The following is a 25,800-nucleotide window of genomic DNA, read 5'->3' on the forward strand; positions in this document are numbered from 1 at the left end:
ATGACGCCCCAGGTCGACATGCCCCGCTCGATGCAACCGCGCTCCGGACGCACTGTCGTCGTCGGACTCGGCCGCACGGGCATGTCCTGCGTTCGATACTTGCGCTCGCGCGGTATCGAGTTCGCAGTAACCGACAGTCGTGCAACGCCGCCGGAAGCGGCTGCGCTCAAGCAGCTTGCTCCCACCGCAGATGTGGCGTTCGGCGGATTCGATCCCGCGTTGCTCGATGGCGCGGCAGAAATCATCGCATCGCCCGGTGTGTCGCTTCGCGAACCTTTTCTCGCGGCCGCCGCGGCGCGCCACGTTCCGATCGTTGGAGATATCGAGCTATTCGTTCGCGAGGCGCGGGCACCAATCGCGGCCATCACGGGAACGAACGGCAAGAGCACCGTGACGACACTCGTTGCACAGATGGCTGAAGCGGCCGGCAAGCGTGTTCTCGCGGGCGGGAACCTCGGTCGACCGGCGCTCGAACTGCTCGAAGAGCCGGCACCCGAGTTGTACGTCCTCGAACTATCGAGCTTTCAGCTCGATACGACGCAGTCGCTCCGCGCTGCTGCCGCGGCGGTGCTGAACGTCACGCCAGACCACATGGATCGCTACGACACGATCGCGGACTACGCGGCTTCGAAGGCGCGCATCCTGCGCAATGCCGGCGCGGCGATCGTGAATCTCGACGATCCGCTCGTGCGGGTGATGGGTGAGGAAGCCGCGCGGGTCATCGGTTTCAGTTTGCTGAAGGATCCCGCCGCTGCGTACTACGCCCTCACGCAAGGTGCGGACGTCGCGTTGATGCACGGCGAAGAGCGCATCGTGCTGCTGTCGGAGCTCAAGATCGCTGGTCTTCACAACGCGGCAAATGCATTGGCTTCGCTCGCGATGGCTGAGGCCCTCGGCCTCGATCGGCAGCGCTGCGTACGGACGTTGCGTGACTTCCCGGGCCTCGCGCATCGATCGCGATGGGTCGCGGATGTCGCCGGCGTGCGCTATGTCGACGACTCGAAGGGAACGAATGTCGGTGCAACGCTCGCTGCTGTCGCCGGCATGCCTGGTTCGTTGGTGCTGATCGCGGGCGGGCAGGGCAAGGGTCAGGACTTTGCGCCGCTGGCGCCTGCGTTTCGCGGCAAAGTCCGCCACGTCGTCCTGCTCGGGCAGGACGCAAAGTTGATCGCTGATGCGCTTCAGGGCGTGGTGACTCTCGAGTTTGCACGTGACATGCAGGAAGCCGTCGCGATGTCCGCTCGCGCCGCCCGATCGGGTGAGACGGTGTTGCTGTCGCCTGCTTGCGCGAGCCTCGACATGTTTCGCGACTACGCGCATCGCGGTGATGTCTTCGCGGCCGCGGTCCGGGGATTGCAATCATGAACGCCGCGACACTCACCTTCGCCCGTTCCAACGCGCGCCCGCGCGCCTTCGTGTTCGATCAGGTCCTGATCCTAGCGACGGCAGCGATCCTGCTGCTCGGCCTGATCATGGTGACCTCGGCTTCGATCTCCGTCGCGGACAAGCAGATGCAGGAGCCGCTGTTCTATCTCGAGCGTCAGTCGGTCGGGGTCATTCTCGGGCTGATCTGCGCCGTGGTGATGATGTTCATTCCGACGCGCATCTGGGAACAGCTCGCGATGCCGCTGCTGCTGTTCGCATTCCTGCTGCTGATCCTGGTGCTCATCCCGGGCATCGGTCACGAGGTGAATGGCAGCCGGCGCTGGTTGCGTGCCGGCTTCATGAACTTCCAGGCCTCCGAGCTGACGCGCGTATTGCTGCTCACCTATCTCGCGAGCTATGTCGTGAGACGGCAGCAGGAGTTGAAGGACGAGCTCAAGGGCTTCGTCAAACCGCTCGGCGTTCTCATGGCTGCCGCGGCACTGCTGTTGCTCGAGCCCGATTTCGGCGCGGCGACGGTACTGATGGCAACCGGCCTCGGCGTGCTCTTCCTTGCAGGCGTGAAGCTGCGTCACTTCGCTGCCCTCGTCGCCATCGCGGCGGCGGGAATGGCGGGGCTCGCGGTCACGAGTGCATATCGACTCAAGCGACTCACTGCGTTCCTCGATCCGTTCGCCGATCCGTTCAACTCCGGCTTCCAGCTGACGCAGTCGCTGATCGCTGTCGGTCGCGGCGAGTTGTTCGGCGTGGGTCTCGGCTCGAGCGTGCAGAAGCTCTTCTATCTGCCCGAGGCGCACACGGATTTCGTGTTCGCGATCCTGGCCGAGGAGTTGGGGCTTGTCGGCGTGATCGCCACACTGGGCCTGTTCATCGTGCTCGTGTGGCGCACGTTCCGGATCTCCCGCCTCGCCGCCGAAGCCGGGCTTGCGTTCCAGGCGTACTGCGCCGCTGGCTTCGGCATCTGGCTTGCTTTCCAGACGTTCATCAACGTTGGCGTGAATCTCGGCTTGCTGCCGACGAAGGGATTGACGCTGCCGTTGATGTCGTACGGCGGCTCCAGCATTCTGGTCACGCTCGGCTGGCTCGGCCTCATCCTGCGCATTCATCACGAAGCGAATGTCAGCGGCCGCCTTGCTGTGCGTCGCAAGGAGCGCGAAGAGTAATGTCGCGCACCGTTCTCATCATGGCGGGCGGCACCGGGGGGCATGTGTTCCCGGCGCTGGCGGCTGCGCGGGTGCTTCGCGAACGGGGCTTCGAGCCGGTGTGGCTCGGAACGCAGCGCGGTCTCGAAGCGAAGCTCGTTCCGCCGCAACAGATTCCGATCGAGTGGATTACCGTCGGTGGTGTGCGTGGCAAGGGCATCACGACCCTGCTGGCCGCGCCGTTCCGCCTCGCTCGCGCCGTGTGGCAGAGCCTGCAAGTGATGCGGCGTCGCAATCCTGTCGTCGTGCTGGGCGCCGGCGGTTTCGTGTCGGGACCTGGTGGCATCGCTGCGTGGCTCACCGGTCGGCCGTTGCTGATCCACGAACAGAATGCCGTCGCGGGCATGACCAACCGCGTACTGGCGCGCTTTGCCAAGCGGGTGTTCGAGGCTTTTCCTGCAAGCTTTCCGTCATCCATCAAGGCGGAGCGCGTTGGAAATCCCGTGCGTCGTGAGATCGCCGCGCTGCCGTCGCCCGAGTCACGGTACGCCGAACGCAGCGGACCATTGCGCGTGCTCATCATCGGCGGCAGTCAGGGCGCATCGCGTCTCAACGTCGTCGTGCCGGCGGCACTCGCGATGATCGACGTCTCCATTCGGCCCGCGGTGTTGCACCAGGCTGGCGAGCGACACATCGAGAGCGCGCGTGACGCTTACGCGAAGCACGGAGTGCAAGCAGACGTACGCGCGTTCATCGACGACATGGCGGAAGCGTATGCATGGGCGGATCTCGTGATCTGCCGTTCTGGCGCGCTGACTGTCTCCGAACTTGCAGCGGCCGGACTGCCGGCGGTGTTCGTGCCGTTCGCGGCGGCAGTCGACGATCATCAGACGCACAACGCGCGCTTCCCGGTGTCGGCGGGGGCTGGTGTGCTGATTCCGGAAGCGGATCTCACGCCGATGCGATTGTCGAACGAGCTGCGAACGCTGCTGGGCGCTGGTCGTTCTCATCTGGCCGAGATGGCGATGAAAGCGCGTTCGATCGCGCTGATCGATGCCGACGTCAGGCTGGCCGACGCCTGCGTCGCGGCTGCGGGAGGTGCCCGATGACCGACCGCATGCGCCGGATCCATCGCATCCACTTCGTCGGCATCGGCGGCGCCGGCATGGGCGGCATCGCCGAAGTGCTCCTCAACCTGGGCTACCAGGTGCAGGGCAGCGATCTCAAGCCCAACACTGTCACTGCCCGTCTGCAGAAGCTCGGCGCACGCGTGATGTTCGGTCATGCGTCGGCGAACGTGGCCGATGCCGATGTCGTCGTCGTGTCGACGGCGATCCAGCGGGACAACCCGGAGATCGCGGACGCGCTCGCACGGCGTCTGCCGATCGTGCAGCGTGCGGAGATGCTCGGCGAGCTGATGCGCTTCCGCTACGCAATCGCAGTCGCGGGCACACACGGCAAGACCACGACGACGAGCATGGTTGCGAGCCTGCTCGCCGAAGGCGATCTCGACCCGACGTTCGTCATCGGCGGACGACTCGTGAGTGCCGATACGAATGCACGCCTGGGTCAGGGGCGCTATCTCGTCGCGGAAGCGGACGAGAGCGACGCTTCCTTCCTGCACCTGCAACCGATGATCTCGATCGTCACCAACGTCGACAACGATCACCTCGGCACGCATGAAGGCGACTTCGAACGGCTCAAGCAGAGCTTCGTCGACTTCCTCCACAACCTGCCGTTCTACGGGCTCGCGGTCATTTGTGCCGACGATCCCGTGGCCGCTGCAATGATTCCGCGCATCAATCGACCCGTCGTCACGTATGGCATCGAACAGGCCGCCGACGTGCGGGCGACGGACATCGTGCGCGAAGGACTGAAGACCCGTTTCACCGTCCACCGCGCCGGCAAGCCGGCACCCCTCGTCGTCACGCTCAATCGCCCGGGCACGCACAACGTGCTGAATGCGCTCGCCGCGATTGCAGTCGCCTCCGAACTGGATGTCGCCGATGCCGCGATTCAGGCAGCCCTCGCGAACTTTCAGGGGATCGATCGGCGCCTGCAGCAGAACGGCGAGGTCGATATCGCGGCGGGACGCGTCACGCTCGTCGACGACTACGGCCATCACCCGACGGAGCTTGCGGCGACGCTGGAAGCGATCCGGCAGGGCTGGCCGGGCCGTCGGATCGTGCTCGCGTTCCAGCCGCACCGTTACACGCGCACGCGCGATCTGCTCGACGACTTCGCAAGGGTGCTCGCTGGTGTCGACGCGTTGCTCGTCACAGAAGTCTATGCGGCAGGCGAAGCGCCGATTGCCGGTGCCGACGGCAAGGCGATCTGCCGCGCTGTGCGCTCGCACGGCCGCGTCGAACCTGTGTTCGTGGAGAAGGCCGAGCAGTTGCCGCAGGCGTTGCTTCCGATCCTGCGTGATGGCGATCTCGTCGTGACGATGGGTGCGGGCAGCATCGGCGCTGTTGCGTCGGATCTCCCGGTCACGCTCAAAGCGGAAGGGAGGAGTGCATGAACTCGCTCGCCCTCCCGCCTGATTTCGATTCGCGCGTGCTGCGCAACGAGCGCATGGCGAAACACACGTCCTGGCACGTTGGCGGCCCCGCGGATTTCTTCTTCACGCCAGCCGACGAAGCGGACCTGGTTGCATTCCTGCGCAGCCTCGAGCCGATGACGCCGGTCATGTGGATCGGCCTCGGCAGCAATCTGCTGGTGCGCGATGGCGGCATCCGCGGTGCGGTAATCGACACGCACGGCGTCTTCGCCGAACTCGATCGCATCAACGACAACGAGATCCAGGCGGGCGCCGGTGTCGCGTGCGCGAAGCTCGCAAAGCAATGCATCAAGTGGGGACTTGGACCCGCCGAGTTCTTCGCTGGCATTCCAGGAACACTCGGTGGTGCGCTCGCGATGAACGCCGGCGCATTCGGTGGCGAGACATGGAATCACGTCATCTCTGTCACGACGCTTGATCGCTCGGGCACGCGACGCGAGCGCCCGGCTTCGGACTTCACCGTCGGCTATCGCCACGTGTCTGGACCAAAAGACGAGTGGTTCCTCGGGGCGCGGCTTCGCTTCGAACAGCGGCCGGGGGTCAGCAACGACGACATTCGCCTGCTGCTCGCGCGCCGCAAGGCAACGCAGCCGATCGGCGAGTGGTCCTGCGGGTCCGTCTTCACGAACCCGCCTGGCGATCACGCGGCCCGACTCATCGACAGCGCCGGCCTCAAGGGCTTTCGCATCGGCGGAGCGCGTGTGTCCGAGATGCACGCGAACTTCATCGTGAACGACGGCACGGCGACAGCTGCGAACATCGAGCAGCTCATCGCGCATGTCAGGCAGACGGTTGAAAGCACCCACGGCGTGAAGCTCACGCCGGAGGTGCGGATGGTGGGGGAGAGAGAATGAATAGGGCGCGAGGCTTGAGGCTCGAGGCACGAGCCAGAGAGGCGACTGGTTACTTCTGGCTTACACGCCGGTCGCCCAGCGCGTGGGCGCTCATGGCTCGCAGCCACGCAAGCCAGATTGCACCTCCCTCCTTCTGGCTCGCGCCTCGAGTCTCAAGCCTCGCGTCTCTGAATCTCCGTCCAGGAGCAGAGCAATGAGCGCCCAGCGTCAGTCCCGCGTCACCGACCCGCGTTCTTTCGGCCGCGTCGCCGTCCTCATGGGCGGCACCTCGTCCGAGCGCGAGGTCTCGCTGGATTCCGGTCGCAACTGTCTCGAAGCGCTGCAGCGTCGCGGCGTCGATGCGCAGGCGGTCGATGGTATTCCCGCGCTCGTGCAGGCGCTGGTCGCGAAGCGCTTCGATCGCGTGTTCAACATTCTCCACGGCCATCACGGCGGTGGTGAAGACGGCATTCTGCAAGGGTTGCTCGATGCGCTGCAGGTCCCGTACACGGGTTCCGATGTGCTCGGGTCGGCACTGTCGATGGACAAGATCCGTACGAAGCAGGTGTGGCTCTCGCTCGGGATGCCGACGCCGCGATACGTATCGCTCGCGAAGAAGAGCAGCGACGTCGAAGCGGCAGCTCGTTCGCTGGGTCTGCCGGTGATCGTGAAGCCCGCTTGCGAGGGCTCGAGCGTCGGGGTGAGCCGCGTGTTCAGCGAAGCCGATCTGCCGAGTGCGGTCGCGCTTGCCGAGCGCTACGAAGGCGATCTGCTCATGGAACAGATGATCGTCGGTGAGGAGTACACGGTCGGCATTCTCGGTGCGGAAGCGCTGCCGACGATCCGCATCGTGCCGGCCGGCGAGTACTACGACTATCACGCGAAGTATGTCGCCGAGGACACGCAGTACATCTGCCCAGGTCTGAGTGGTGCCGCGGAGAACGAGATGCGGGCGCTCGCGCTCAAGGCGTTTCAGGCTGCGGGCTGCGGCGGCTGGGGTCGCGTCGACGTGATGCGCGATCGCGGCGGCGCGAACTTCCTGCTCGAAGTGAATACCGCGCCCGGTATGACGAGTCATTCGCTCGTGCCGAAGGCGGCGCGTGCCGTGGGCATCGAGTTCGATGATCTCGTGTGGCGCGTACTGGAGACGAGTCTCGATCGTGGAGGTGGCGCCTGATGTTCGCTTCTCGCAAACGCAATCGACGCAAGGCCGCCTCGGGCGAGGAAGCCGGTTGGCTGTCGAAACTCTCGCTCAGTGGATTGCAGCCGCTCTTCACGGAGAGCGCGAGGCACGTGCTCGGCATGTCTGGCGCGATCATCGCGGGGGTGTTGATTCTGTGGGGTCTGGCGACGGCGCTCGATCGGCCGATCGCTGCCGTCGATGTCGGCGGTCAGTTCCAGCGTGTCGCGCCGATCCAGGTCGAAGAAGCGGTCACGCCGTTTCGCGGCGCCGGATTTCTGTCAGTCGATCTCGATCGACTGCAGGCATCGCTCGAGAAGATTCCGTGGGTGGATCGTGCACGCGTGGAGCGGCGCTGGCCGAGTGCCGTGCGCATCACGATCACCGAACACGTTGCCGCCGCACGCTGGGGCGAAGACGGATTGATGAATACGCGCGGTGAGCTCTTCCTGCGTCACACGCGTCACATTCCGCCCGAGTTGCCGCAGCTCATCGGGCCGGAAGGTACGGAAGAGCAGGTGGCAAAGCTTTATCTCGAGAGCTATCCGCGGCTGCTCGCGGTGGGAATGCGGCTTGCGAAAGTCGAGCTCGATCCGCGCGGCGCGTGGCGGCTGACGCTCGCGAACGGCGTGCAGGTTCGGCTCGGCCGGCAGGATGTCGAGCAGCGCCTCGAACGATTCCTGCGCATCGCGAGCCCGCTGGTCGCGACGCGCAGCGGCGAAGTCGAGTACGTCGACCTTCGCTACAGCAATGGTTTTTCCGTGGGCTGGAATCCTCCGGCCACGCGTATGGCGCACGACGCGCAGGATCTGACGCCCGATGCCTAACGCTCTCACGCAACCGGACGGTCAATAAGTGGCTAGAAAGAACGATCGCAATCTGATTGTCGGCCTGGATATCGGCACGTCCAAGGTCGTCGCCATCGTGGGCGAGATGACCCACGACGGCAAGCTGGAGGTCGTCGGGCTCGGTTCGCACCCTTCGCGCGGCCTGAAGCGCGGCGTCGTCGTCAACATCGAGTCGACCGTGCAGTCGATCCAGCGCGCCGTCGAAGAGGCGGAGCTCATGGCCGGTTGCGAGATTCACTCGGTATATGCGGGCATCGCGGGCAGTCACGTGCGCAGCCTCAATTCGCACGGCATCGTCGCCATCCGCAACAAGGAGGTGACGTCGGAGGATGTCGATCGCGTGATCGATGCAGCGCGTGCCGTTGCGATCCCCGCCGACCAGAAGATCCTGCACATCCTGCCGCAGGAGTTCCTGATCGACAGCCAGGAAGGCATCCGCGAACCGATCGGCATGTCGGGTGTGCGCCTCGAAGCGAAGGTTCACATCGTCACCGGCGCTGAAAGTGCCGCACAGAACATCGTGAAGTGCGTGCAGCGCTGCGGCCTTGCGGTCGAAGACGTCGTGCTCGAGCAGCTCGCATCGAGCTACGCGGTGCTCGCTGACGATGAGAAGGAACTCGGAGTGTGTCTCGTGGATATCGGTGGCGGCACGACGGACATCGCGGTGTTCTCGGGCGGCGCGATCCGCCACACCGCCGTGATTCCGATCGCGGGCGATCAGGTCACGAACGACATCGCCGTCAGTCTGCGCACGCCGACGCATCACGCCGAAGAGATCAAGATGAAGTTCGCCTGCGCGCTGTCGCAGCTTGCGAACTCGGACGAAACGATCGAGGTGCCGAGTGTGGGCGATCGTCCGCCGCGACGCCTCGCCCGCCAGACGCTCGCGGAAGTCGTCGAACCGCGCTACGAGGAGCTGTTCGCTCTCGTGCGCGAAGAGCTGCGCCGCTCCGGCTTCGAGGAAGTGATTGCCGCGGGCGTCGTGCTGACGGGCGGCAGCGCAAAGATGGAAGGCGCCGTCGAGCTCGCCGAAGAGGTGTTCCACATGCCCGTGCGACTGGGCATTCCGCAGCACATCAGCGGCCTCGTGGATGTGGTGAGTAACCCCATCCACTCGACCGGCGTCGGCTTGCTGCTCTACGGCCGCGAGAACTACATGCGCGGCCGGCGCGAATCGCCGATCAGCGGCAATGCGCGTGGTGTGTTCGACCGGATGAAGGCTTGGTTTCAAGGCAACTTCTGATCGCGCGTTGCGCGCTCGGAAGTTGTCGGTGACGAGGTGAAGGGCGTGATCCGCGGCCTCTGACCAACGATCACGGTTTATGTCGAAGCTGATAGATGTCTTACCGACATCGAGGGGACTAACGATGTTTGTACTTGCTGATACAGAGAATCAAGGGGCCGTGATCAAGGTCATCGGCGTGGGCGGTGGCGGCGGCAACGCCGTATCGCACATGATCCAGACCGGGATCGAAGGTGTGGATTTCATCTGCCTCAACACGGATGCTCAGGCGCTGAAGCATTCGAAGGTGAAAGTCGGTCTGCAGATCGGCTGCAATATCACGAAGGGCCTGGGCGCGGGCGCGGATCCGGAAGTCGGCCGTCAGGCGGCGATGGAAGATCGCGATCGCATCATCGAAATGATCGAAGGCTCTGACATGCTCTTCATCACCGCCGGCATGGGCGGCGGCACTGGCACGGGCGCCGCGCCGGTCGTGGCACAGATCGCGAAGGAGCTCGGCATCCTCACGGTTGCCGTCGTTACGCGTCCGTTCGACATGGAAGGCCGCAAGCGCATGGGTTCGGCGGACCACGGGATCTCGGAATTGAGCCGTCACGTCGACTCGCTCATCACGATTCCGAACCAGAAGCTGCTCACGGTGCTGGGCGGCGACGTCACGCTGCTCGATGCCTTCAAGGCAGCGAACCAGGTGCTGCAGGGTGCGGTGCAGGGCATCGCGGAACTCATCACGAAGCCCGGCATGATCAACGTCGACTTTGCCGACGTGCGCACCGTGATGGCGGAAACGGGTATGGCAATGATGGGCTCGGGCTCGGCTCGTGGTGAGAACCGCGCGCGCGAAGCTGCCGAAGCCGCAGTCTCCAGCCCGCTCCTCGAGGATGTGAATCTGCACGGCGCTCATGGCCTGCTGATCAACGTCACCGCCGGCATGGACCTGCGCACGAGCGAGTTCAGCGTCGTCGGCGACACGGTGAAGCAGTACGCCTCGGAAGACGCGAACGTCGTCGTCGGTTGCGTGATCGATCCGGAAATGCGCGAAGAGATTCGCGTGACCGTCGTCGCGACCGGCATCGGCCGCCCGGTGGCGGAGCAGATGCCGCAGCCGGATGCCCGCAAGATGACAGCGATCCAGGGCGGCCGCGCCGGCCGGGTGCCGACGCTCGACGACCTGCACGTGCCGACCTACATCCGCAATCAACGCGATGGCGGCGGTCGGGACATGCACGCTCCTCGTCGCGCAGTGGGCGATGGCCTGAACGCGGACGACACGACGATGCTGGATATTCCGGCGTTCTTGCGTCGGCAGGCAGATTGAGAAGAAGGGGATGGCGGATAGCGGATGGCGGATAGCCAGACGCAACCCGCGCCCTTTCGATATCTGATCCGGGTGTGTCCCCGCCCGGAAGCGGTAACGACCGCGCTCGCGCCCCCGACAGGTCAGAGGCTTGTCGGGGCTGCGGGCCGGTGCTACGGTGCCGCCGGCTTCGTGGACATGGCTCTATTCCAGGGTTTCCTGATCCGCCCCATCCGCCATCCGCTATCCGCCATCTACTTCCTCAGATGCATCAAAGAACCCTCAAGAACTCCATTCGCGCCACGGGCGTCGGCCTTCATTCGGGCAAGAAAGTCCTGATGGTCGTGAAGCCTGCGCCGGTGGATACGGGTGTGGTCTTTCGGCGGACGGATCTCGAGCCGATCGTCGATGTGCCGGCCTATGCCGAGAACGTCGGCGAGACGACGCTGGGCACGACTCTTATAAGAGGCCATTCGCGGGTCTCCACGATCGAACACCTGATGTCCGCCTTCGCGGGGCTCGGCATCGACAATGCGTATATCGAACTGTCGGCCGAAGAAGTGCCGATCATGGACGGCAGCGCGGGACCCTTCGTATTCCTGCTGCAATCCGCGGGCCTGGAAGAACAGGACGCGCCGAAGCGCTTTGCGCGGATCCTGCAGCCCATCCAGGTGGAAGAGGGCGACAAGTGGGCCCGCTTCACGCCTTACAACGGTTTCAAGGTCAACTTCGAGATCGAGTTCAATCACCCGATCTTCAAGAAGCGCGACCAGACGGCCACCATGGATTTCTCCAGCACGTCCTTCCTGCGGGAGATCAGCCGGGCCCGTACTTTCGGATTCATGCGCGATCTCGAGTACATGCGCTCACGCAACCTGGCGCTCGGCGGCACGATGGAAAACGCGATCGTGCTCGACGACACGCGGATCCTGAACGAGGAAGGGCTGCGCTACGAAGATGAGTTCGTGAAGCACAAGATCCTCGACGCGATCGGCGATCTGTACCTGCTGGGCCGCAGCATCCTGGGCGAGTTCAGCGGCTTCAAGTCGGGCCATGCCCTGAACAACCGGCTGCTGCGAAAACTGATCGCGACACCGGAAGCCTGGGAAGAGGCGACGTTCGAGACGGGGCCGGGACCGATTTCGTACGTGCCGACGGCGTCGGCGGCCGTCGGGGCATGACATATAAGAAGCCGGTCAGCGGGATGAGCTGGTAGCCGGCTAGCCAGAAGCCGAAAAGAACCTCCCAGCTGTCATTCCCGCGCACGCGGGAATCCATCGGTCCGTAAGTCCGGCTCTGGCCGAACGTTAGGCGAAGTCCCCCGCGGCTTTACCCCAGCTAAAGCCTCACTCATCAATCGAGCCGTCTGGTGCGTTGATTCGTTAACTTTACCTAACTCATCCCGGAAGCTTTCGCGCCTAGGGGCTTCCCCGGCCGACCCGGATGCGCACTTTCGTGAACTGGGTCTCACCCTGAGCACGCAGGGATTCGGCGACCGAGTCCTGGAGGTACCGCATTCGTGAGCCCCACGCCGCCGAGTCCGCGGTGATGACCAGGGTGTCATCGCGGTAACTCGCTGAAACTACATGATCTTTCTCCTCGCCGGGCAGCGCCTGGCGCACCCGGGTCGTCAGGTCCTGGGTCTCCTGGGCACGGCGTTCGAGGTCGGCGAACAGGGCGCCAAGACCCGTTGCGAGGGGCTTCATTCCTTCAGACATAAACTGAAAGGCCGTTAATGTGAGCTATAGCCGCTTGATCTTTGCTTTGCGGATTCTGCATATTCCCCCTGACTGTAAAGGGCAAACCCGCTGAAAGGCGGGGACGCAAAGCCACCGGTCTAAGGGCTGCGCTGGGAGCGGCCACGATAGCGGGGTTGCCAGGATGTACAACACGAATATTCGGTTTACGTCCGCGCTTCCCCAAGGGAAATTTGCCGTCGCTTGTCGCGCCACGACCGTGCTGCAAGCAGGACGTTTTGTCGCGCCACATTTTTTAAGGACGCGAGGCATGCTCGAATGAACGTCATCGTCTTTTCACGGCGCCTGGGGCGCGCTCGCCAGATCGAGCTCGGCCGCCCGCTCGCCGCGACGGTGACCATCGCGCTCGTCGTCTCCGTTTTCGCCGGCGTCCTCTTCGCCGGTGTCCAGCTCGGTCGCAGCAGCCTTTTCGAACCCACCACGCAGGTAGCGGAGTGGGGCCGCAAGCTCGAAGATCAGCGGCTGCAGGTCATTGAAACCAAACAGGAACTTCAGAACCGGATGGACGCGATCGCAAGTCGCGTCGGCCAGATGAACGCCCACGTGATCCGGCTGGACGCGCTGGGTCGCCGCCTCACCGAGATGGCGAACCTGGACAAGGGCGAGTTCGACTTCACCAATCCGCCGGCCGTCGGCGGTCCGGAAGGTCTCGTCGAAGGCGCGGTAGCCACGTCGCCTGATATCTCCGCGATGCTCGACAGCCTCACCCGTCAGATCAAGGATCGCGAGCAACAGCTCAGCGTTCTCGAAAGCCTCATCTCCACCCGCAACCTGAACCGCCAGATCGTGCCGGGCGGCCGCCCCGTGATGCAGGGCTGGATCTCCTCCTATTTCGGACAGCGCACGGACCCGTTCAACGGCCGTACCGCGTATCACCGCGGTGTCGATTTCGCCGGCCCGGCGGGGTCGCAGGTGGTCGCTGTCGCTTCCGGCGTCGTGACCTATTCGAAGGATCGCTTCGGCTACGGCAAGACCGTGGAGATCAACCACGGCAACGGCTACGTCACCCGCTATGCGCACAACCAGCGCACCCTCGTGACGCCTGGCGACACTGTTCAGAAGGGCCAGGCCATCGCGCTGATCGGATCGACCGGTCGCTCCACCGGCCCGCACCTGCACTTCGAAGTGCTCAGGAACGGCCGGGCAGTCGACCCGATGAGCTTCGTCAGGCAGTGACGGAGCGCCCCCAAGGGGCTCCACCCTAGGCATCGATCCCGCGGCGCCACGCCTTCGTAAGTTACGGAAGATTAAGAATTTCGCGGCACGTCCCGCGTGCTGTCTTTCCCCGCATTCGAACGACGATCCACGCGGGAATCTCAGCCGAAAGTCCCTCGTTGACCTTGTTTTCCGGTCCCGCGCCTAGAGCCTAGGGCCTAGTGTCGTGCACACGGCGTGTACAATCGCGTCCTTTCTTTTCAGCCCCCTGTCGGAGTTCTCTCAAGTGGCGAACTGGCTCAGCCAATTGTTCGGCAGCCGCAATCAGCGGCTCGTCGGTGGATATTCGAAAGCCGTGAATCGCGCCAATGCCCTGGAGCCGACAATCCAGGCACTGAGCGATGAAGCGCTGAAGGCCAAGACCGCGGAGTTCCGCAAGCGTCTCGAAGAAGGCCAGACCCTGCAGTCGCTGTTGCCCGAGGCATTCGCGACCGTTCGTGAAGCGGCGCGCCGTACGTTGGGAATGCGGCACTTCGATGTGCAGCTGATCGGCGGCATGGCACTCAATGACGGCAAGATCGCCGAAATGCGCACCGGCGAAGGCAAGACGCTCGTCGCGACGCTGCCTGCGTATCTCAATGCGCTCCCCGCAAAGGGTGTTCACGTCGTTACGGTGAACGAATACCTCGCGCAGCGCGATGCCGACTGGATGGCGCCGGTCTACAGGTTCCTTGGTCTTACCGTCGGTGTGATCAGGAGCGGGCAGACGTCCGACGAGAAGCGCGCTGCCTATGCAGCGGACATCACTTACGGCACCAACAACGAATTCGGCTTCGACTATCTGCGCGACAACCTCGCGTTCCGGCTCGAGGATCGCGCCCAGCGGGGTCTCGCGTTCGCGATCGTCGACGAAGTCGACTCGATCCTGATCGACGAAGCCCGCACGCCGTTGATCATTTCGGGCCCGGCGGAAGAAAGCACCGAACTCTACGTCAGCATCAACAAGCTCGTCCCGAAGCTGAAGCGCCAGGAAAGCGAAGAAGGCGAGGGCGACTACTGGGCCGACGAAAAGACGCGCCAGGTGCATCTGTCCGACACGGGTCACGAACATGCGGAAGAGCTGATCGCCGAAGCCGGGCTGCTCAATCCAGACGAGAGTCTCTACGACGCGTCGAACATCCGGCTGATGCATCACCTCAACGCGGCGCTGCGTGCGCACGCGCTCTATCACCGTGACGTCGAATACATCGTCCGCAACAGCGAAGTCATCATCGTCGACGAGTTCACCGGCCGCACGATGCCGGGACGCCGCTGGTCGGACGGCCTGCATCAGGCGGTGGAAGCGAAGGAAGGCGTGCGCGTCCGCGAAGAGAACCAGACCGTCGCGTCGATTACGTTCCAGAACTACTTCCGCATGTACGCGAAGCTCTCAGGCATGACCGGTACCGCGGATACGGAAGCGTTCGAATTCCAGTCGATTTACGGGCTCGAAGTCGTCGTCATCCCCACGCACCGCCCGATGGTCCGCAAGGATCATGCGGACTTCGTGTACCTGACGGCGAAGGACAAGTACGACGCGATCATCGAAGACATCCGCGACTGCGTTTCGCGGGGCCAGCCGGCGCTCGTCGGCACGACGTCGATCGAAACGTCGGAGTACCTGTCAGGTCTCCTCAAGCAGCATGACATCGCTCACGAAGTGCTGAACGCGAAACAGCACGAGCGTGAAGCGGCCATCGTCGCGCAGGCCGGCCGTCCCGGCGCGGTGACGATCGCAACCAACATGGCCGGCCGCGGTACGGACATCGTGCTCGGCGGCAAGGCTGAAGCCGATCTCCACGACATCGACCCAGCCGACAACGCTGCGCGTGAACGCGCCCGCGAGGAGTGGAAGCAGCGTCACGAGCAGGTGCTGGCTGCCGGCGGCCTGCACATCGTCGGCACCGAACGTCACGAATCGCGCCGTATCGACAATCAGCTCCGCGGCCGTTCAGGTCGTCAGGGTGACGCCGGTTCGAGCCGGTTCTATCTCTCGCTCGAAGACAACCTGATGCGCATCTTCGGCGATCCCGAGCGCACCAAGCGCTGGCTGCAGACCGCCGGCATGAAGGAAGGCGAGGTCATCGAAAGCCGCATGCTGTCGCGCCAGATCGAGCGTGCTCAGCGCAAGGTCGAGGCGCACAACTTCGACGCCCGTAAAAACCTGCTCGAATACGACGACGTGGCGAACGATCAGCGCAAGGTCATCTACCAGCAGCGCACCGAGCTGATGGCTGCGGAAGATGTTGCCGATGCCGTCGCGGGTATCCGCAACGAAGTCGTCAACAGCGTTTCCGAGCGGTTCATGCCCCAGGGCAGCCCCGAGGAGATGTGGAACATCGACGGGCTCACCGAAGCGTTGCAGCGCGATTTCGGCGTGCCGCTCGACGTGAAGGGCTGGCTGGCGGCGGACAACAGTCTCAACGACCAGGATCTGCGCGAGCGCATCGTCAAGACGCTCGATGAGGCCTACGAATCGAAAGTGCAGACGTACGGCGCACCGATCGTGCGGCACCTCGAGAAGGCCATCATGCTGCAGCAGCTCGACTCGCACTGGCGCGAGCATCTCGCGGCGATGGATTACCTTCGCCAGGGCATTCATCTGCGCAGCTACGCGCAGAAGAACCCGAAGCAGGAATACAAGCGCGAGGCGTTCGAGCTGTTCTCGACGATGCTCGACCGCATCAAGCACGACACCGTGTCGCTGCTCTCACGCATGCAGTTGCGCACGCAGGCGGAGATCGATGCCGAAGAGGCTGAGCGTCAACAGCGTCTCGAGCGTGCAATGAAATTCCAGCATGCTGCGCCGGAGCAGATCACGGCGCCGCCGCCGGCTGAACCCGAGCCGTTGCCCGAAGATCAGCGCGCACCGGTTGCGCAGTTCGTTCGCGAGACGCGCAAAGTGGGCCGTAACGAAGCCTGCCCGTGCGGATCGGGAAAGAAGTACAAACACTGCCACGGCCAGCTCGCCAGCGAAGGCTGACAAAGAAGAAGGAGATGGCGGATAGCGGATGGCGGATAGGCCGGATCGCACGACCAGGCCGCCACCCCGTTTCACTCGCCTGCTGCGCATGATCGTTCAACGACCGCCTGCTCATGTATTGGCCGGAGCCATCTTCGATGAGCAGGGCCGTGTGCTCATTGCACAGCGGCCTCCGGGCAAGCATCTGGCGGGCGGCTGGGAATTCCCGGGCGGCAAACTCGAACCGGGCGAAGAACGTATCGAAGCGTTGCAGCGTGAGCTCGACGAAGAGCTCGGTATTACGGTTCACAGTGCCGAGCCGCTCATCTGCTACGAACATCACTACCCCGATCGCCGTGTCGTCCTCGATCTGTGGCTCGTGACGAAATACACGGGCACTCCCCAGTCACTCGAAGGTCAGCCGCTGCAATGGGTCGCGGTCAATGACCTCGAGAAGGCGGGGCTGCTGGATGCGGACAAGCCGATGATTCCGGCGCTGCAACGGGTGGAGGGGTGGGCGCTGGGATGTAAGATGTGATTGAGAAGCCGGCTAGCCATTAGCCAGCTAGCCAGAACAAGAAAGGCGGAGGCGACACTCTGCGCGTCATCCCCCGCTGGGCTCTGGCTAGTGGCTAGCAGCTAGTGGCTAGCAGGCTAGTCCGCCAGTTCGCGGGAGAAGAACCTCAGAACCATCTCGTAGTAGTGCTTCCCCGTCTGCGGCACGCGTATCAACCCGTGCTTGCTCCCCGGATACGTCATCACGTCGAATGGCTTGTCGAGCGACTGCAGTCGCTGCATGAGCATCGTGCTGTGCGTGAACAGGACGTTGTCGTCGGCCATGCCGTGCACAAGCAGCAAGCTGCCGTTGAGGGATCCCGCGGCGGGCAATACGCCACTGTCTTCATAGCTGCGTGATGCGCCCGGCATCCCGAGATAACGCTCGGTGTAGTGAGTGTCGTAGAGGCGCCAGTCGGTGACGGGGGCGCCTGCGACGCCGGCTTTGAATGCGGTCGTATGCGTCAGCGCCATCAGTGTCATGTAGCCGCCGTAGCTCCAGCCCATCATGCCCATGCGTTCTGCATCGATGAAAGGCAGTGACTTGAGGAAGTCGACGCCGCGCAACTGATCTTCGATCTCGACCTTGCCCAGCCGGCCGCTGATGGTCGTGTCGAAGGCTTCGCCGCGGAAGCCTGAGCCGCGATTGTCCAGCGTGAAGACCACGAAGCCCTGCTGCGTGAGCATCTGGCGGAAATATCCTTGAGCCGCGCGTGCGCCTCCCATCCAGTCCTTCCGCACATACTGGAAATGCGGGCCGCCATACGTGTCGATGACGACGGGATAACGTCGTCCGGGCTCCATCCGCGCCGGCTTCAGCAAGCGGTAGTACAGCGACTGGCCGTCACTCGCCTTGAGTGAGCCGAATTCCTCGACCGGTCGCGAAGCGCGGAACGGGTAGTAGGGATGCGACTCGTCGAACTCGTTGCGCACGAGCCAGCGTTGCACCTTTCCGTCCATCGTGCGGATGCTCGCTGTCGGCGGCTGCTCCGGCGATGACCACTGATCGAGATACTGCTTCGCTCCGGGAAGGAGCTTTGCGTCGTGCCAGCCGGTTTCCTGCGAGATTCGACGGACATGGGCAGCGTCGCTCGTGTTGAGCGAAGTAGCGTACAGGTGGCGCTCGAGCGGCGATGCTTCGTTCGCCATGAAGTAGACGATGCCCTTCGCTTCGTCGACACCGACGACGCCGTCTTCTGTCCCGTCGCCGACGACCATCCACTCGCCCGCCGTCAGCGGTCGCAGCAGGTTGCCGTCGAGATCGTAGAGATAGAGGTGCCTGTAACCGGAACGGCGCGAAGCCCAGATGAATGCATCGCGTCGCTTCAGGAAGCGCAGGTCGTCGTGCAATTCGATCCACGCGGGACTGGTCTCGGTGAGCAGTGTTTTCACGCCGCTGTTGACGACGTCGACCTTCAGCAGTTCGAGCTTCTTCTGATCGCGCGTCTGTCGCTGTACCGCAAGGTGCTTCGAGTCACCGAACCAGCTCACGCGCGCGAGGTAGCCATCGTCGAACTTCACGGCAACGTCTGATGCCGAACCCGAGCGCAGATCGAAGACTTTGAGGGTCACCTGGGTGTTTGCAGTACCGGCAGCGGGATAACGCTGCCGAAACATGCGTGCGCCGTCTGCATTGATCTCGAAGCGTTCTACTTCCTGCACGGGCGTGTCGTCGATGAGAGTGAACGCGACGCGCGTGTCATCCGGCGACCACCAGTAGCCCGTGTTTCGATCCATTTCCTCCTGCGCGACGAACTCGGCCACGCCGTTCTGCACGAGACCCTGGCCGTCGGTCGTGAGTGCCTGCTCCTGGCCGGACTGGAGCTCGATCACGAACAGGTTCTGATCGCGGATGAAGCTCACGTACTTGCCGCCCGGAGAGAAACGCGCGTCGGTCTCGTACGACCCGCTGTTCGTCAAGCGCCTCACCGGCTCGGTTCTCGCCGAGAAATCGTACAGATACAGATCGCCGCCGAGCGGCACGAGCAGGCGTTTGCCGTCGCTGGAGAATTCGTACTCGACGATGCCGCGCAGCGAGGCGGTGCGCTGGCGTTCGCGGCGAGCTTCTTCCTCCGCCGACAGCTTTTCCTCGTTACCCACCAGCGCGCGCGAATCGACCAGCAGCTTCGATTCGCCCGAGCGGGTATCCATGCCCCACAGGTCCAGCTGATCCTTGTTGTCAGCTTTGCCCTGCAGGAACGTCACGTAGCGACCGTCAGGCGAAAACTTCGGGCTTCGCAGCCGTGGCCCGCTGAGATCGGGAGCAGCGAAGATTCTTTCGACGGTCAGTGGTGTGGAGGCAGGTGTGTCGGGCACGGCAATTGCGGCGAGTGGAGTCAGGGAAACGATGAGCGCTGTTGTATACCGCATCGGAACTGCCGAAGGTTGTAGGCTATGGAACAGAAATATTCAGGCTCGCGACCGGGACTCGCCCTTAGGTGCATCACGGCTCCGCCAGGTCGCGACCATACAATCAACCAGCTCCGCTTTGTAGCCGCCGCTGGACCTTCGGAGAAGAGAATGAAACGCACGCTCTGTGTGTCCTGGGTTCTGTTGCCGATGCTGACCTCGATGGCGATCGTCGCCGCGCCGACGGTTCCGCAGACTACCGACGCCATCGTCGCCTATCCCTCGACGAAGCGCGTCGAGCATGTCGATACGTATCACGGCGTGCGGGTCGATGACTCCTATCGCTGGCTCGAAGCGATCGGCACACCCGATGTCGCCAAGTGGGTCGAAGCGCAGAACGGCCTCTCACAGCCGATTCTCGAAGCCATTCCGGCGCGCGAGAAGATCAAGCAGCGTCTCACGCAGCTGTGGAACTACGAACGCTACGATGTGCCCGTGAAGCGTGGCGGCCGCTACTTCTATCTGCGCAACGACGGTTTGCAGAACCAGAGCGTCCTGTACGTCGCGGAGTCGCTCGACGCATCGCCGCGCGTGCTGCTCGATCCCAACAATTTCAGCGGCGATGCGACTGTGGCGCTCGGCGAGTTCGTTCCGAGCCCCGACGGCAAGCTGCTCGCCTACAGCCTTTCCGATGGCGGCACTGATTGGCGCACCTGGCACGTGCGCGATGTGGCGACCGGCAAGGATCTGGCCGATGAGCTGCGCTTCATGAAATTCCGTGAGGTCGCGTGGACGGCCGATTCGAAGGCCATGTACTACGCGCGCTATCCCCTGCGCGCTGACGGCACGGGCGATGACTCGAAGCAGACGTCGATCTACCTGCATCGCCTCGGAGATCAGCAAAGCGCGGACCGGCACATCTTCAGCGTGACCGACCATGCGACTCGTGCAACGTATCCGCAGGTCACCGACGGCGGCCGCTACCTCATCATCAATCTCTACGACGGTTCACAGGAAACGGGCATCTACTTCCAGAAGCTCGGTGCCGACGGTGCGCCCTCGGGCCCGGTGGTCCGCCTGATCGACACGTTCGACGCGAACTACGATGTGATCGCGGAAATCGACGACGTGCTTTACGTCCATACGACGCGCGGTGCGCCGAACGCACGCGTGATCGCGGTGCCGGCGGAGACTGGCGGCATGTCCAAAGCGCGCGACGTGATCGCCGAGAAGGACGTGGCGCTGCTTGATGTCGCGGTCATCGGCAATCGCTTCGTGGGGCAGTACATCAAGGATGCCTACTCGCTGGTGACCGTCAGCGATCTGAAAGGCAAGCAGCTCTACGACGTGAAGCTGCCCGGCTACGGCCAGGTCGGCGGCTTCGAGGGTGACGTGAAGGATACCGAGACATTCTTCGTCTACACGGATTTCCTGACACCCGCATCCATCTCGCGCCTCGATGTCGCATCTGGAAAGACGAGCCTCTTCCGCGCGCCGAAGATCCAGGCGCAGACGGACCGCTATGTGACCGAGCAGGTTTTCTTTCGCAGCAAGGACGGGACGCGCGTGCCGATGTTCATCACGCATCGTCGCGACCTCGTCAAGGACGGCAAGGCACCGCTGATGCTCTACGGCTACGGCGGCTTCAACATCGCCCAGCAGCCCGGTTTCAGCGTGCCCGCTCTCGTCTGGCTCGAGATGGGCGGCGTCTACGCGGTAGCGAATCTGCGCGGTGGCTCGGAGTACGGTGAAGCATGGCACTCGGCCGGCACGAAGCTGCAGAAGCAGAACGTGTTCGATGATTTCATCGGCGCCGCCGAATGGCTGATCGAGCAGAAGTACACGTCGACTCCGAAACTCGCGGTCCGCGGCCGCAGCAACGGCGGCTTGCTCGTCGGCGCGGTGATGACCCAGCGTCCCGATCTCTTCGGTGCAGCGCTGCCCGGCGTCGGCGTGCTCGACATGCTTCGCTATCACACGGCCAGCGCGAACGCGCGTCACTGGTCGACCGATTACGGTCTCAGCGAGAACGCGGACGAGTTCAAGGCGCAGTACGCGTACTCGCCGGTCCACAACGTGAAGCAGGGCACCTGCTATCCGCCGACGCTGGTGACCACCGCCGATCGCGACGATCGTGTCGTGCCGTGGCACAGCTACAAGTTCACCGCGGAACTGCAGCGTGCCCAGGGCTGCAAGAACCCGATTCTCCTGCGTGTCGAGACGCGCGCTGGCCATGGCGCAGGCAAGCCCGTGTGGATGCAGATCGAGGATTGGGCGGATCAGTGGGCGTTCCTGAATACAGCGCTCAAGATGAGCTACTGAAGGCTACTGGCCGCTGGCCAGAGAGGAGTCAGGGTGGACGGCGGGGCGTCTCAGGCTCCGCGTCGTCATCGACGCTCTCGCCCGGGATTGCGTGCTTCTCCGAAGCCCACGCGCCGAGGTCAATGAGCTTGCAGCGCTCGGTGCAGAACGGACGCCATGGATTGATGTCGGACCACTCGACGGGGCGATTGCAGGTGGGGCAAGGAACGGTAGGCATGGGAAAAGGCTAACTGGCTCGCTGGCCAACTGGCAAACCGGCCAGAATCCAATCTCAGTCGTCGACGCTTTCGCTCTTTGTCTGGCCAGCAGCCAGTAGCCAGCTGGCCGCGTCTTCTCACGTGCACGTCGTCAGCAGAAACTTCACATCGTCGCCGGTTTGAATCGGCCTGGCGTTCACATCCGTCGATGCCATGAAGCGGATGCTGCAGCGATGGTGGCTGCCGCTGATCTCCGGGAACAGCGTCGTCTCGCCCGGGAGCGTGATGCGGATCAGCTGACACGGATTCTCGCGTTCGAACTGGAGCTGGAACACGCCGCCGACTGCCGTCTCCGGCCGGGACCGCGCGGCTTCCCGGGTGAGCCATAACAGCTCGGTCACGGCGTCGCAGAGGGGGCGGATCGTCGCCATCCAGCCGTTGAAGGTCTGCGAGCGGGTGGCGAAGGGCAGGTCGAGCCAGTGCCGGTAGTCCGGCAGATCGAATTCGCACGTGCCGCCGGGAATGGCGCTGCGATGTTTGATGGCATTGAGGAACTCGGAATCCCTGAGCCGCTGCATGAACATCGCGCCGGCGTTGTTGAGCTCGGTCCGCAGCCGGGCGAGGTTGGACAGCACGGCCTTCAGCCGGCCTCCGTCCACACCGGGCCGGGCTCCGTACTCGTGCATGACCGCCATCTGGCGTTCGAGCTCTTTCAGGACTTCGCTGCGGATATCGCCCCGCGCCGTGATCGCAAGGATTTCCAGCAGCGACCCCATCGCGGCCCGCGTCGACCACGAGTCCGAGCGCTCCTCGTGATAGAGCGTCTGCTGATACAGAAAGTCCAGCCGCAGGAACGTACGCATCCGCTCGTTGAGCGGTTGCTCATAGACGGTCACGCTGGCCTGAGTTGCGTCTGCCGAGGTCATCGGTGGATTGTGCTGCACTCATGCGCATGAGGGAAGCGCTGCGGCCCGCGGAAGCTCACTCAGTTGTCCGCAAGGCGCTCGTAGTTGCGGTGCAGAGTCAGTACAAACTGCTCGAGGTCGGCGAGTGTTCCCGTGTTGACGATGACATCGTCGGCGGCATCGAGTCGATCTTCACGACTCGCCTGAGCGGCGAGGATCTGCTGTGCCTGCTCGGCGGAGGACCCATCGCGCTCCATGAGCCGCTGGACCTGCTGCTCCTCGGGGCAATCGACCACGAGCACGCGATCGTAGAGGCCCGAACGACCGCCTTCGACGAGCAGAGGGATCACGTGGATCTGGTAGAGCCCGCCGGCGGCCTCGGCCCGGCGCGCGAGCTCGGCACGAATCGCGGGGTGAGTGATCGCTTCGAGTTGCTGCCTCAGGGAGGGATCGGCGAAAACCTTGTCCCTGAGCCGGCGCCGGTCGAGTCGGCCCGATGCGTCGAGCACATCGCGTCCGAACGTCGCGACGATCTCCGCGAATGCCGGCATGCCCGGCTCGACGATGTCGCGTGCGATCTGGTCCGTGTCGAGGACCGGCACGTCGAGATCCGCGAACAGCTGTGCGACCGCCGATTTTCCGCTGGCGATGCCGCCGGTCAGTGCGATGAGAACGGGCCTGCTCATGGCCTGGAGTCTACATCCTGGGACCGAACCCGCTCATGTGCAGATATGTACCGATGATCTGATCGCCCCACATGAGCGCAATCCAGCCAGCGGCCGCGAGATACGGGCCGAAGGGGATCGGAATGTTCCGGTCTCGCCCGCGCACCACGATCAGCGCGATGCCGACTGCCGCGCCGGTGAATGCAGACAGCAGGATGATCAGCGGCAGCATCTTCCAGCCGAGCCAGGCGCCGAGCGCGGCGAACAGCTTGAAGTCGCCGTAGCCCATGCCCTCCTTGCCGGTGAACAGCTTGAAGGCCCAGTAAACGCTCCAGAGGCTGAGATAGCCGGCGACCGCGCCGATGATGCTCGAGTGCGCATCGACGGGCAGCCCGATCCGGGGATCAGCCGGGGCCAGGCTGATCACGAGCCCGATCCAGACCAGCGGAAGCGTCATGTTGTCGGGCAGCAGCTGCGTATCGAAATCGATGACGGTCAGTGCGACCAGGAACCAGGTGAGCAGCAACGCCGCGCCTGCGTACCAGTGAAAGCCGAACTTCCAGGCGACAGCGGCAGACAGGACCGCGGTCGCGAGCTCGACCACGGGATAGCGCGGCGAGATCTTCGTGCCGCACTTTGCGCACTTGCCCTTGAGGAACAGGTAGCTGATGACAGGGATGTTCTGGCTTGCGGTGATCAGCGCGCCGCACTTGGGACAGGCGGAGCGGGGGACGAAGAGGTTGTACTGCGACTGGGAATTCGGCTGCGCGTCGGGCTTGAGCTGCGGATCCTTGTCGTCCGTGAGGATCTGTCGCGCCTGATCCTTCCACTCGCGGTCGAGCATGATCGGCACGCGGTGAATGACGACGTTGAGGAAGCTGCCGATCATCAGCCCGAAGACGAACACCAGCCCGATCCAGGTCGCGCTCGACGTGGTCAGGCCATAGATCAGCAGATCCAATACGTGCTGCATCGGTAGTGCTCTTGGGGTTTGCGTTGCCGTAAAGGGATTCTAGGAGCAGGCCGGCCGCGTGACGGTCGAATGCAGCACGATTTGTCGCACCGGAAAGAAAACGCCGCGCGGTGCGCGGCGTTTGTCCCCATGCCTGTTCAGTTGTCTGCGGCGCGAATCACACCACCGCGCCGAGCTTGAAGATCGGCAGGTACATCGCGATGACCATGCCGCCGACCAGCACGCCGAGGATCGCCATGATCAGCGGTTCCAGCAAGCTGCTCATCGCGTCGACCGCGGCGTCCACGTCCGCTTCGTAGAAGTCCGCGACCTTCGATGCCATCTGGTCGAGCGAGCCGGATTCTTCGCCCACGGCGATCATCTGGATGACCATGTTCGGGAACAGTCCGGTGCTCTCCATGCAGCGCTGCAAGCGCATGCCAGTCGAGACTTCGTCGCGAATCCGCAGGGTCGCTTCCTCGTAAACGATATTGCCCGTGGCGCCGGCCACCGAGGTGAGCGCTTCGACGAGAGGAACACCGGCGGCGAACATGGTTGACAGCGTCCGCGAGTAGCGTGCAATACAGGCTTTCACCATGATCGGGCCAACCACCGGCGCCTTCAGCATCATGCGATCCAATGCGCGTCGCATCGGGCGCGAGCGCTTCTTGAAGTAGAAGAACGCATATCCGGCGCCGCCGGCCGCAATAGCCATCCACCACCCCTGAGCCTGAATGAACCGGGACATGTCGATGACCATCTGAGTGAACGCCGGCAGGTCGGCACCGAATCCCTTGAAGAGCGATTCGAACTGCGGGATCACGAAAATCAGAAGGATGATCGTCACGATCACGGCGACCGCGAGCACCGCGGTCGGATAGAACAATGCCTTCTTGATCTTCTTCTTCAGCGCTTCGGTCTTTTCCTTGTAGGTGGCAACCTTGTCGAGCAGCGTCTCGAGCGCACCGGCATGCTCGCCGGCTTCGACCAGGTTCACGAAGAGATCGTCAAAGTACAACGGATGCTTTGCCAGCGACTCGTGCAGGGTGGTGCCCGCTTCGACGTCCGACTTGATCGCGAGCACCAGCTTCTGCATCGACGGCTTGTCGTGTCCGTTGCCGATGATGTCGAAGCACTGCACCATGGGAATACCCGCTTGCAGCATGGTCGCGAGCTGGCGCGCGAAGAGCGCGATGTCTTCGGCGTTGACCTTCTTGCCGCTCTTGAAGAGCTGCACTTCCTTGCGGACCCTCTTCGCGAGGACGCCCTGGCGCCGCAGATCCGCCTTGACCGCGGCCTCCGACACGGCAAGCATCTTGCCCTTGATCTTCTTTCCCTTCTTGTCTGTGCCTTCCCAGACGTAGGGCAACTGCTGCGATGAGGCAACTTGAGCCATGGTGAATACCTGGAGTGGCGGTTAAGCGGTTAGCGGTTGTTTCGGAACAGACTCACCCGGCCC

The 25,800-nt window shown here is 63.6% G+C and carries 21 protein-coding genes and 1 riboswitch; of the genes, 14 read left to right on the forward strand and 7 right to left on the reverse strand.

Going from position 1 to position 25,800, the window contains the following annotated elements:
* From murD to lpxC, 10 genes are all read left to right on the forward strand, one after another.
* On the forward strand, positions 1–1,365 hold the full coding sequence (murD, locus tag HNQ60_RS18705) for a UDP-N-acetylmuramoyl-L-alanine--D-glutamate ligase (protein WP_246433669.1): 1,365 nt from the start codon (positions 1–3) through the stop codon (positions 1,363–1,365).
* Positions 1,362–2,546 (forward strand): putative lipid II flippase FtsW, encoded by a 1,185-nt coding sequence (ftsW, locus tag HNQ60_RS18710; protein WP_184334286.1) that lies wholly within the window; start codon positions 1,362–1,364, stop codon positions 2,544–2,546. The genes murD and ftsW overlap by 4 nt, the downstream gene beginning before the upstream one ends.
* Positions 2,546–3,634, forward strand: a complete 1,089-nt coding sequence (gene murG, locus HNQ60_RS18715; RefSeq protein ID WP_184334287.1) for an undecaprenyldiphospho-muramoylpentapeptide beta-N-acetylglucosaminyltransferase — start codon at positions 2,546–2,548, stop codon at positions 3,632–3,634. Before ftsW ends, murG begins: the two co-directional genes overlap by 1 nt.
* Positions 3,631–5,046, forward strand: coding sequence for a UDP-N-acetylmuramate--L-alanine ligase (gene murC, locus HNQ60_RS18720; RefSeq protein WP_407676453.1), 1,416 nt, complete (start codon positions 3,631–3,633; stop codon positions 5,044–5,046). Before murG ends, murC begins: the two co-directional genes overlap by 4 nt.
* On the forward strand, positions 5,043–5,939 hold the full coding sequence (murB, locus tag HNQ60_RS18725) for a UDP-N-acetylmuramate dehydrogenase (RefSeq protein WP_184334288.1): 897 nt from the start codon (positions 5,043–5,045) through the stop codon (positions 5,937–5,939). The genes murC and murB overlap by 4 nt, the downstream gene beginning before the upstream one ends.
* 193 nt (positions 5,940–6,132) lie before the next feature.
* Positions 6,133–7,095: a D-alanine--D-alanine ligase gene (locus tag HNQ60_RS18730; RefSeq protein WP_184334289.1), complete on the forward strand. Its 963-nt coding sequence runs from the start codon at positions 6,133–6,135 to the stop codon at positions 7,093–7,095.
* Positions 7,095–7,925, forward strand: a complete 831-nt coding sequence (locus HNQ60_RS18735) for a cell division protein FtsQ/DivIB (protein ID WP_184334290.1) — start codon at positions 7,095–7,097, stop codon at positions 7,923–7,925. Before HNQ60_RS18730 ends, HNQ60_RS18735 begins: the two co-directional genes overlap by 1 nt.
* A gap of 28 nt (positions 7,926–7,953) precedes the next feature.
* Positions 7,954–9,189 (forward strand): cell division protein FtsA, encoded by a 1,236-nt coding sequence (ftsA, locus tag HNQ60_RS18740; protein WP_184334291.1) that lies wholly within the window; start codon positions 7,954–7,956, stop codon positions 9,187–9,189.
* A 124-nt stretch (positions 9,190–9,313) separates the two neighbouring features.
* On the forward strand, positions 9,314–10,504 hold the full coding sequence (gene ftsZ / locus HNQ60_RS18745; protein ID WP_184334292.1) for a cell division protein FtsZ: 1,191 nt from the start codon (positions 9,314–9,316) through the stop codon (positions 10,502–10,504).
* 245 nt (positions 10,505–10,749) lie between these two features.
* Complete coding sequence (gene lpxC, locus HNQ60_RS18750) at positions 10,750–11,664, forward strand: UDP-3-O-acyl-N-acetylglucosamine deacetylase (RefSeq protein ID WP_184334293.1); 915 nt, start codon at positions 10,750–10,752, stop codon at positions 11,662–11,664.
* A 237-nt stretch (positions 11,665–11,901) separates the two neighbouring features.
* On the opposite strand, the gene HNQ60_RS18755 is transcribed toward lpxC, so the two are convergent.
* The gene (locus HNQ60_RS18755) at positions 11,902–12,189 is read right to left on the reverse strand and encodes a DciA family protein (protein ID WP_184334294.1); all 288 of its coding nucleotides are present in this window, start codon (positions 12,187–12,189) and stop codon (positions 11,902–11,904) included.
* Between the two features lie 82 nt (positions 12,190–12,271).
* Positions 12,272–12,364: riboswitch (cyclic di-GMP riboswitch) on the forward strand.
* A 134-nt stretch (positions 12,365–12,498) separates the two neighbouring features.
* On the opposite strand from HNQ60_RS18755, the gene HNQ60_RS18760 reads away from it, so the two are divergent.
* The 3 genes from HNQ60_RS18760 (at position 12,499) to mutT (ending at position 16,934) form a co-directional block, all read left to right on the forward strand.
* Complete coding sequence (locus HNQ60_RS18760; protein ID WP_184334295.1) at positions 12,499–13,416, forward strand: M23 family metallopeptidase; 918 nt, start codon at positions 12,499–12,501, stop codon at positions 13,414–13,416.
* A gap of 265 nt (positions 13,417–13,681) precedes the next feature.
* Complete coding sequence (gene secA / locus HNQ60_RS18765; RefSeq protein ID WP_322096884.1) at positions 13,682–16,417, forward strand: preprotein translocase subunit SecA; 2,736 nt, start codon at positions 13,682–13,684, stop codon at positions 16,415–16,417.
* Between the two features lie 28 nt (positions 16,418–16,445).
* Positions 16,446–16,934 (forward strand): 8-oxo-dGTP diphosphatase MutT, encoded by a 489-nt coding sequence (mutT, locus tag HNQ60_RS18770; protein WP_221304287.1) that lies wholly within the window; start codon positions 16,446–16,448, stop codon positions 16,932–16,934.
* Between the two features lie 116 nt (positions 16,935–17,050).
* Here mutT and HNQ60_RS18775 read toward each other — a convergent pair whose 3' ends face one another.
* A complete protein-coding gene (locus tag HNQ60_RS18775) occupies positions 17,051–19,321 on the reverse strand; it encodes a S9 family peptidase (RefSeq protein WP_184334296.1) in 2,271 nt (756 codons plus the stop codon).
* Between the two features lie 150 nt (positions 19,322–19,471).
* On the opposite strand from HNQ60_RS18775, the gene HNQ60_RS18780 reads away from it, so the two are divergent.
* Complete coding sequence (locus tag HNQ60_RS18780; protein WP_184334297.1) at positions 19,472–21,622, forward strand: prolyl oligopeptidase family serine peptidase; 2,151 nt, start codon at positions 19,472–19,474, stop codon at positions 21,620–21,622.
* Positions 21,623–21,650: 28 nt separating this feature from the next.
* Here the strand turns inward: HNQ60_RS18780 and yacG are convergent, their stop codons facing one another.
* From yacG to HNQ60_RS18805, 5 genes are all read right to left on the reverse strand, one after another.
* Positions 21,651–21,839 carry a DNA gyrase inhibitor YacG gene (gene yacG, locus HNQ60_RS18785; RefSeq protein ID WP_184334298.1) on the reverse strand — a complete coding sequence of 63 codons (189 nt, stop codon included), beginning with the start codon at positions 21,837–21,839 and terminating at the stop codon, positions 21,651–21,653.
* Between the two features lie 117 nt (positions 21,840–21,956).
* Positions 21,957–22,745 (reverse strand): cell division protein ZapD, encoded by a 789-nt coding sequence (gene zapD, locus HNQ60_RS18790; RefSeq protein WP_184334299.1) that lies wholly within the window; start codon positions 22,743–22,745, stop codon positions 21,957–21,959.
* A gap of 59 nt (positions 22,746–22,804) precedes the next feature.
* Positions 22,805–23,410: a dephospho-CoA kinase gene (coaE, locus tag HNQ60_RS18795; protein ID WP_184334300.1), complete on the reverse strand. Its 606-nt coding sequence runs from the start codon at positions 23,408–23,410 to the stop codon at positions 22,805–22,807.
* Between the two features lie 10 nt (positions 23,411–23,420).
* Positions 23,421–24,362 (reverse strand): prepilin peptidase, encoded by a 942-nt coding sequence (locus HNQ60_RS18800; RefSeq protein WP_184334301.1) that lies wholly within the window; start codon positions 24,360–24,362, stop codon positions 23,421–23,423.
* A gap of 157 nt (positions 24,363–24,519) precedes the next feature.
* A complete protein-coding gene (locus tag HNQ60_RS18805) occupies positions 24,520–25,737 on the reverse strand; it encodes a type II secretion system F family protein (RefSeq protein WP_184334302.1) in 1,218 nt (405 codons plus the stop codon).
* Positions 25,738–25,800 lie beyond the last annotated feature (63 nt).

The sequence above is a fragment of the Povalibacter uvarum genome, from assembly GCF_014202975.1.
Lineage (GTDB): Bacteria > Pseudomonadota > Gammaproteobacteria > Steroidobacterales > Steroidobacteraceae > Steroidobacter > Steroidobacter uvarum.

Bases quoted from the DNA above. Each gene is read 5' to 3' on its own strand.
- ftsW (WP_184334286.1), top strand. From the start codon at position 1,362: ATGAACGCCGCGACACTCACCTTCGCCCGTTCCAACGCGCGCCCGCGC.
- HNQ60_RS18775 (WP_184334296.1), bottom strand. From the start codon at position 19,321: ATGCGGTATACAACAGCGCTCATCGTTTCCCTGACTCCACTCGCCGCA.
- HNQ60_RS18800 (WP_184334301.1), bottom strand. From the start codon at position 24,362: ATGCAGCACGTATTGGATCTGCTGATCTATGGCCTGACCACGTCGAGC.
- murC (WP_407676453.1), top strand. From the start codon at position 3,631: ATGACCGACCGCATGCGCCGGATCCATCGCATCCACTTCGTCGGCATC.
- HNQ60_RS18730 (WP_184334289.1), top strand. From the start codon at position 6,133: ATGAGCGCCCAGCGTCAGTCCCGCGTCACCGACCCGCGTTCTTTCGGC.
- lpxC (WP_184334293.1), top strand. From the start codon at position 10,750: ATGCATCAAAGAACCCTCAAGAACTCCATTCGCGCCACGGGCGTCGGC.
- yacG (WP_184334298.1), bottom strand. From the start codon at position 21,839: ATGCCTACCGTTCCTTGCCCCACCTGCAATCGCCCCGTCGAGTGGTCC.
- HNQ60_RS18755 (WP_184334294.1), bottom strand. From the start codon at position 12,189: ATGAAGCCCCTCGCAACGGGTCTTGGCGCCCTGTTCGCCGACCTCGAA.
- zapD (WP_184334299.1), bottom strand. From the start codon at position 22,745: ATGACCTCGGCAGACGCAACTCAGGCCAGCGTGACCGTCTATGAGCAA.
- murD (WP_246433669.1), top strand. From the start codon at position 1: ATGACGCCCCAGGTCGACATGCCCCGCTCGATGCAACCGCGCTCCGGA.
- HNQ60_RS18760 (WP_184334295.1), top strand. From the start codon at position 12,499: ATGAACGTCATCGTCTTTTCACGGCGCCTGGGGCGCGCTCGCCAGATC.
- HNQ60_RS18780 (WP_184334297.1), top strand. From the start codon at position 19,472: ATGAAACGCACGCTCTGTGTGTCCTGGGTTCTGTTGCCGATGCTGACC.
- coaE (WP_184334300.1), bottom strand. From the start codon at position 23,410: ATGAGCAGGCCCGTTCTCATCGCACTGACCGGCGGCATCGCCAGCGGA.
- HNQ60_RS18735 (WP_184334290.1), top strand. From the start codon at position 7,095: ATGTTCGCTTCTCGCAAACGCAATCGACGCAAGGCCGCCTCGGGCGAG.
- HNQ60_RS18805 (WP_184334302.1), bottom strand. From the start codon at position 25,737: ATGGCTCAAGTTGCCTCATCGCAGCAGTTGCCCTACGTCTGGGAAGGC.
- murG (WP_184334287.1), top strand. From the start codon at position 2,546: ATGTCGCGCACCGTTCTCATCATGGCGGGCGGCACCGGGGGGCATGTG.
- mutT (WP_221304287.1), top strand. From the start codon at position 16,446: ATGGCGGATAGGCCGGATCGCACGACCAGGCCGCCACCCCGTTTCACT.
- murB (WP_184334288.1), top strand. From the start codon at position 5,043: ATGAACTCGCTCGCCCTCCCGCCTGATTTCGATTCGCGCGTGCTGCGC.
- ftsZ (WP_184334292.1), top strand. From the start codon at position 9,314: ATGTTTGTACTTGCTGATACAGAGAATCAAGGGGCCGTGATCAAGGTC.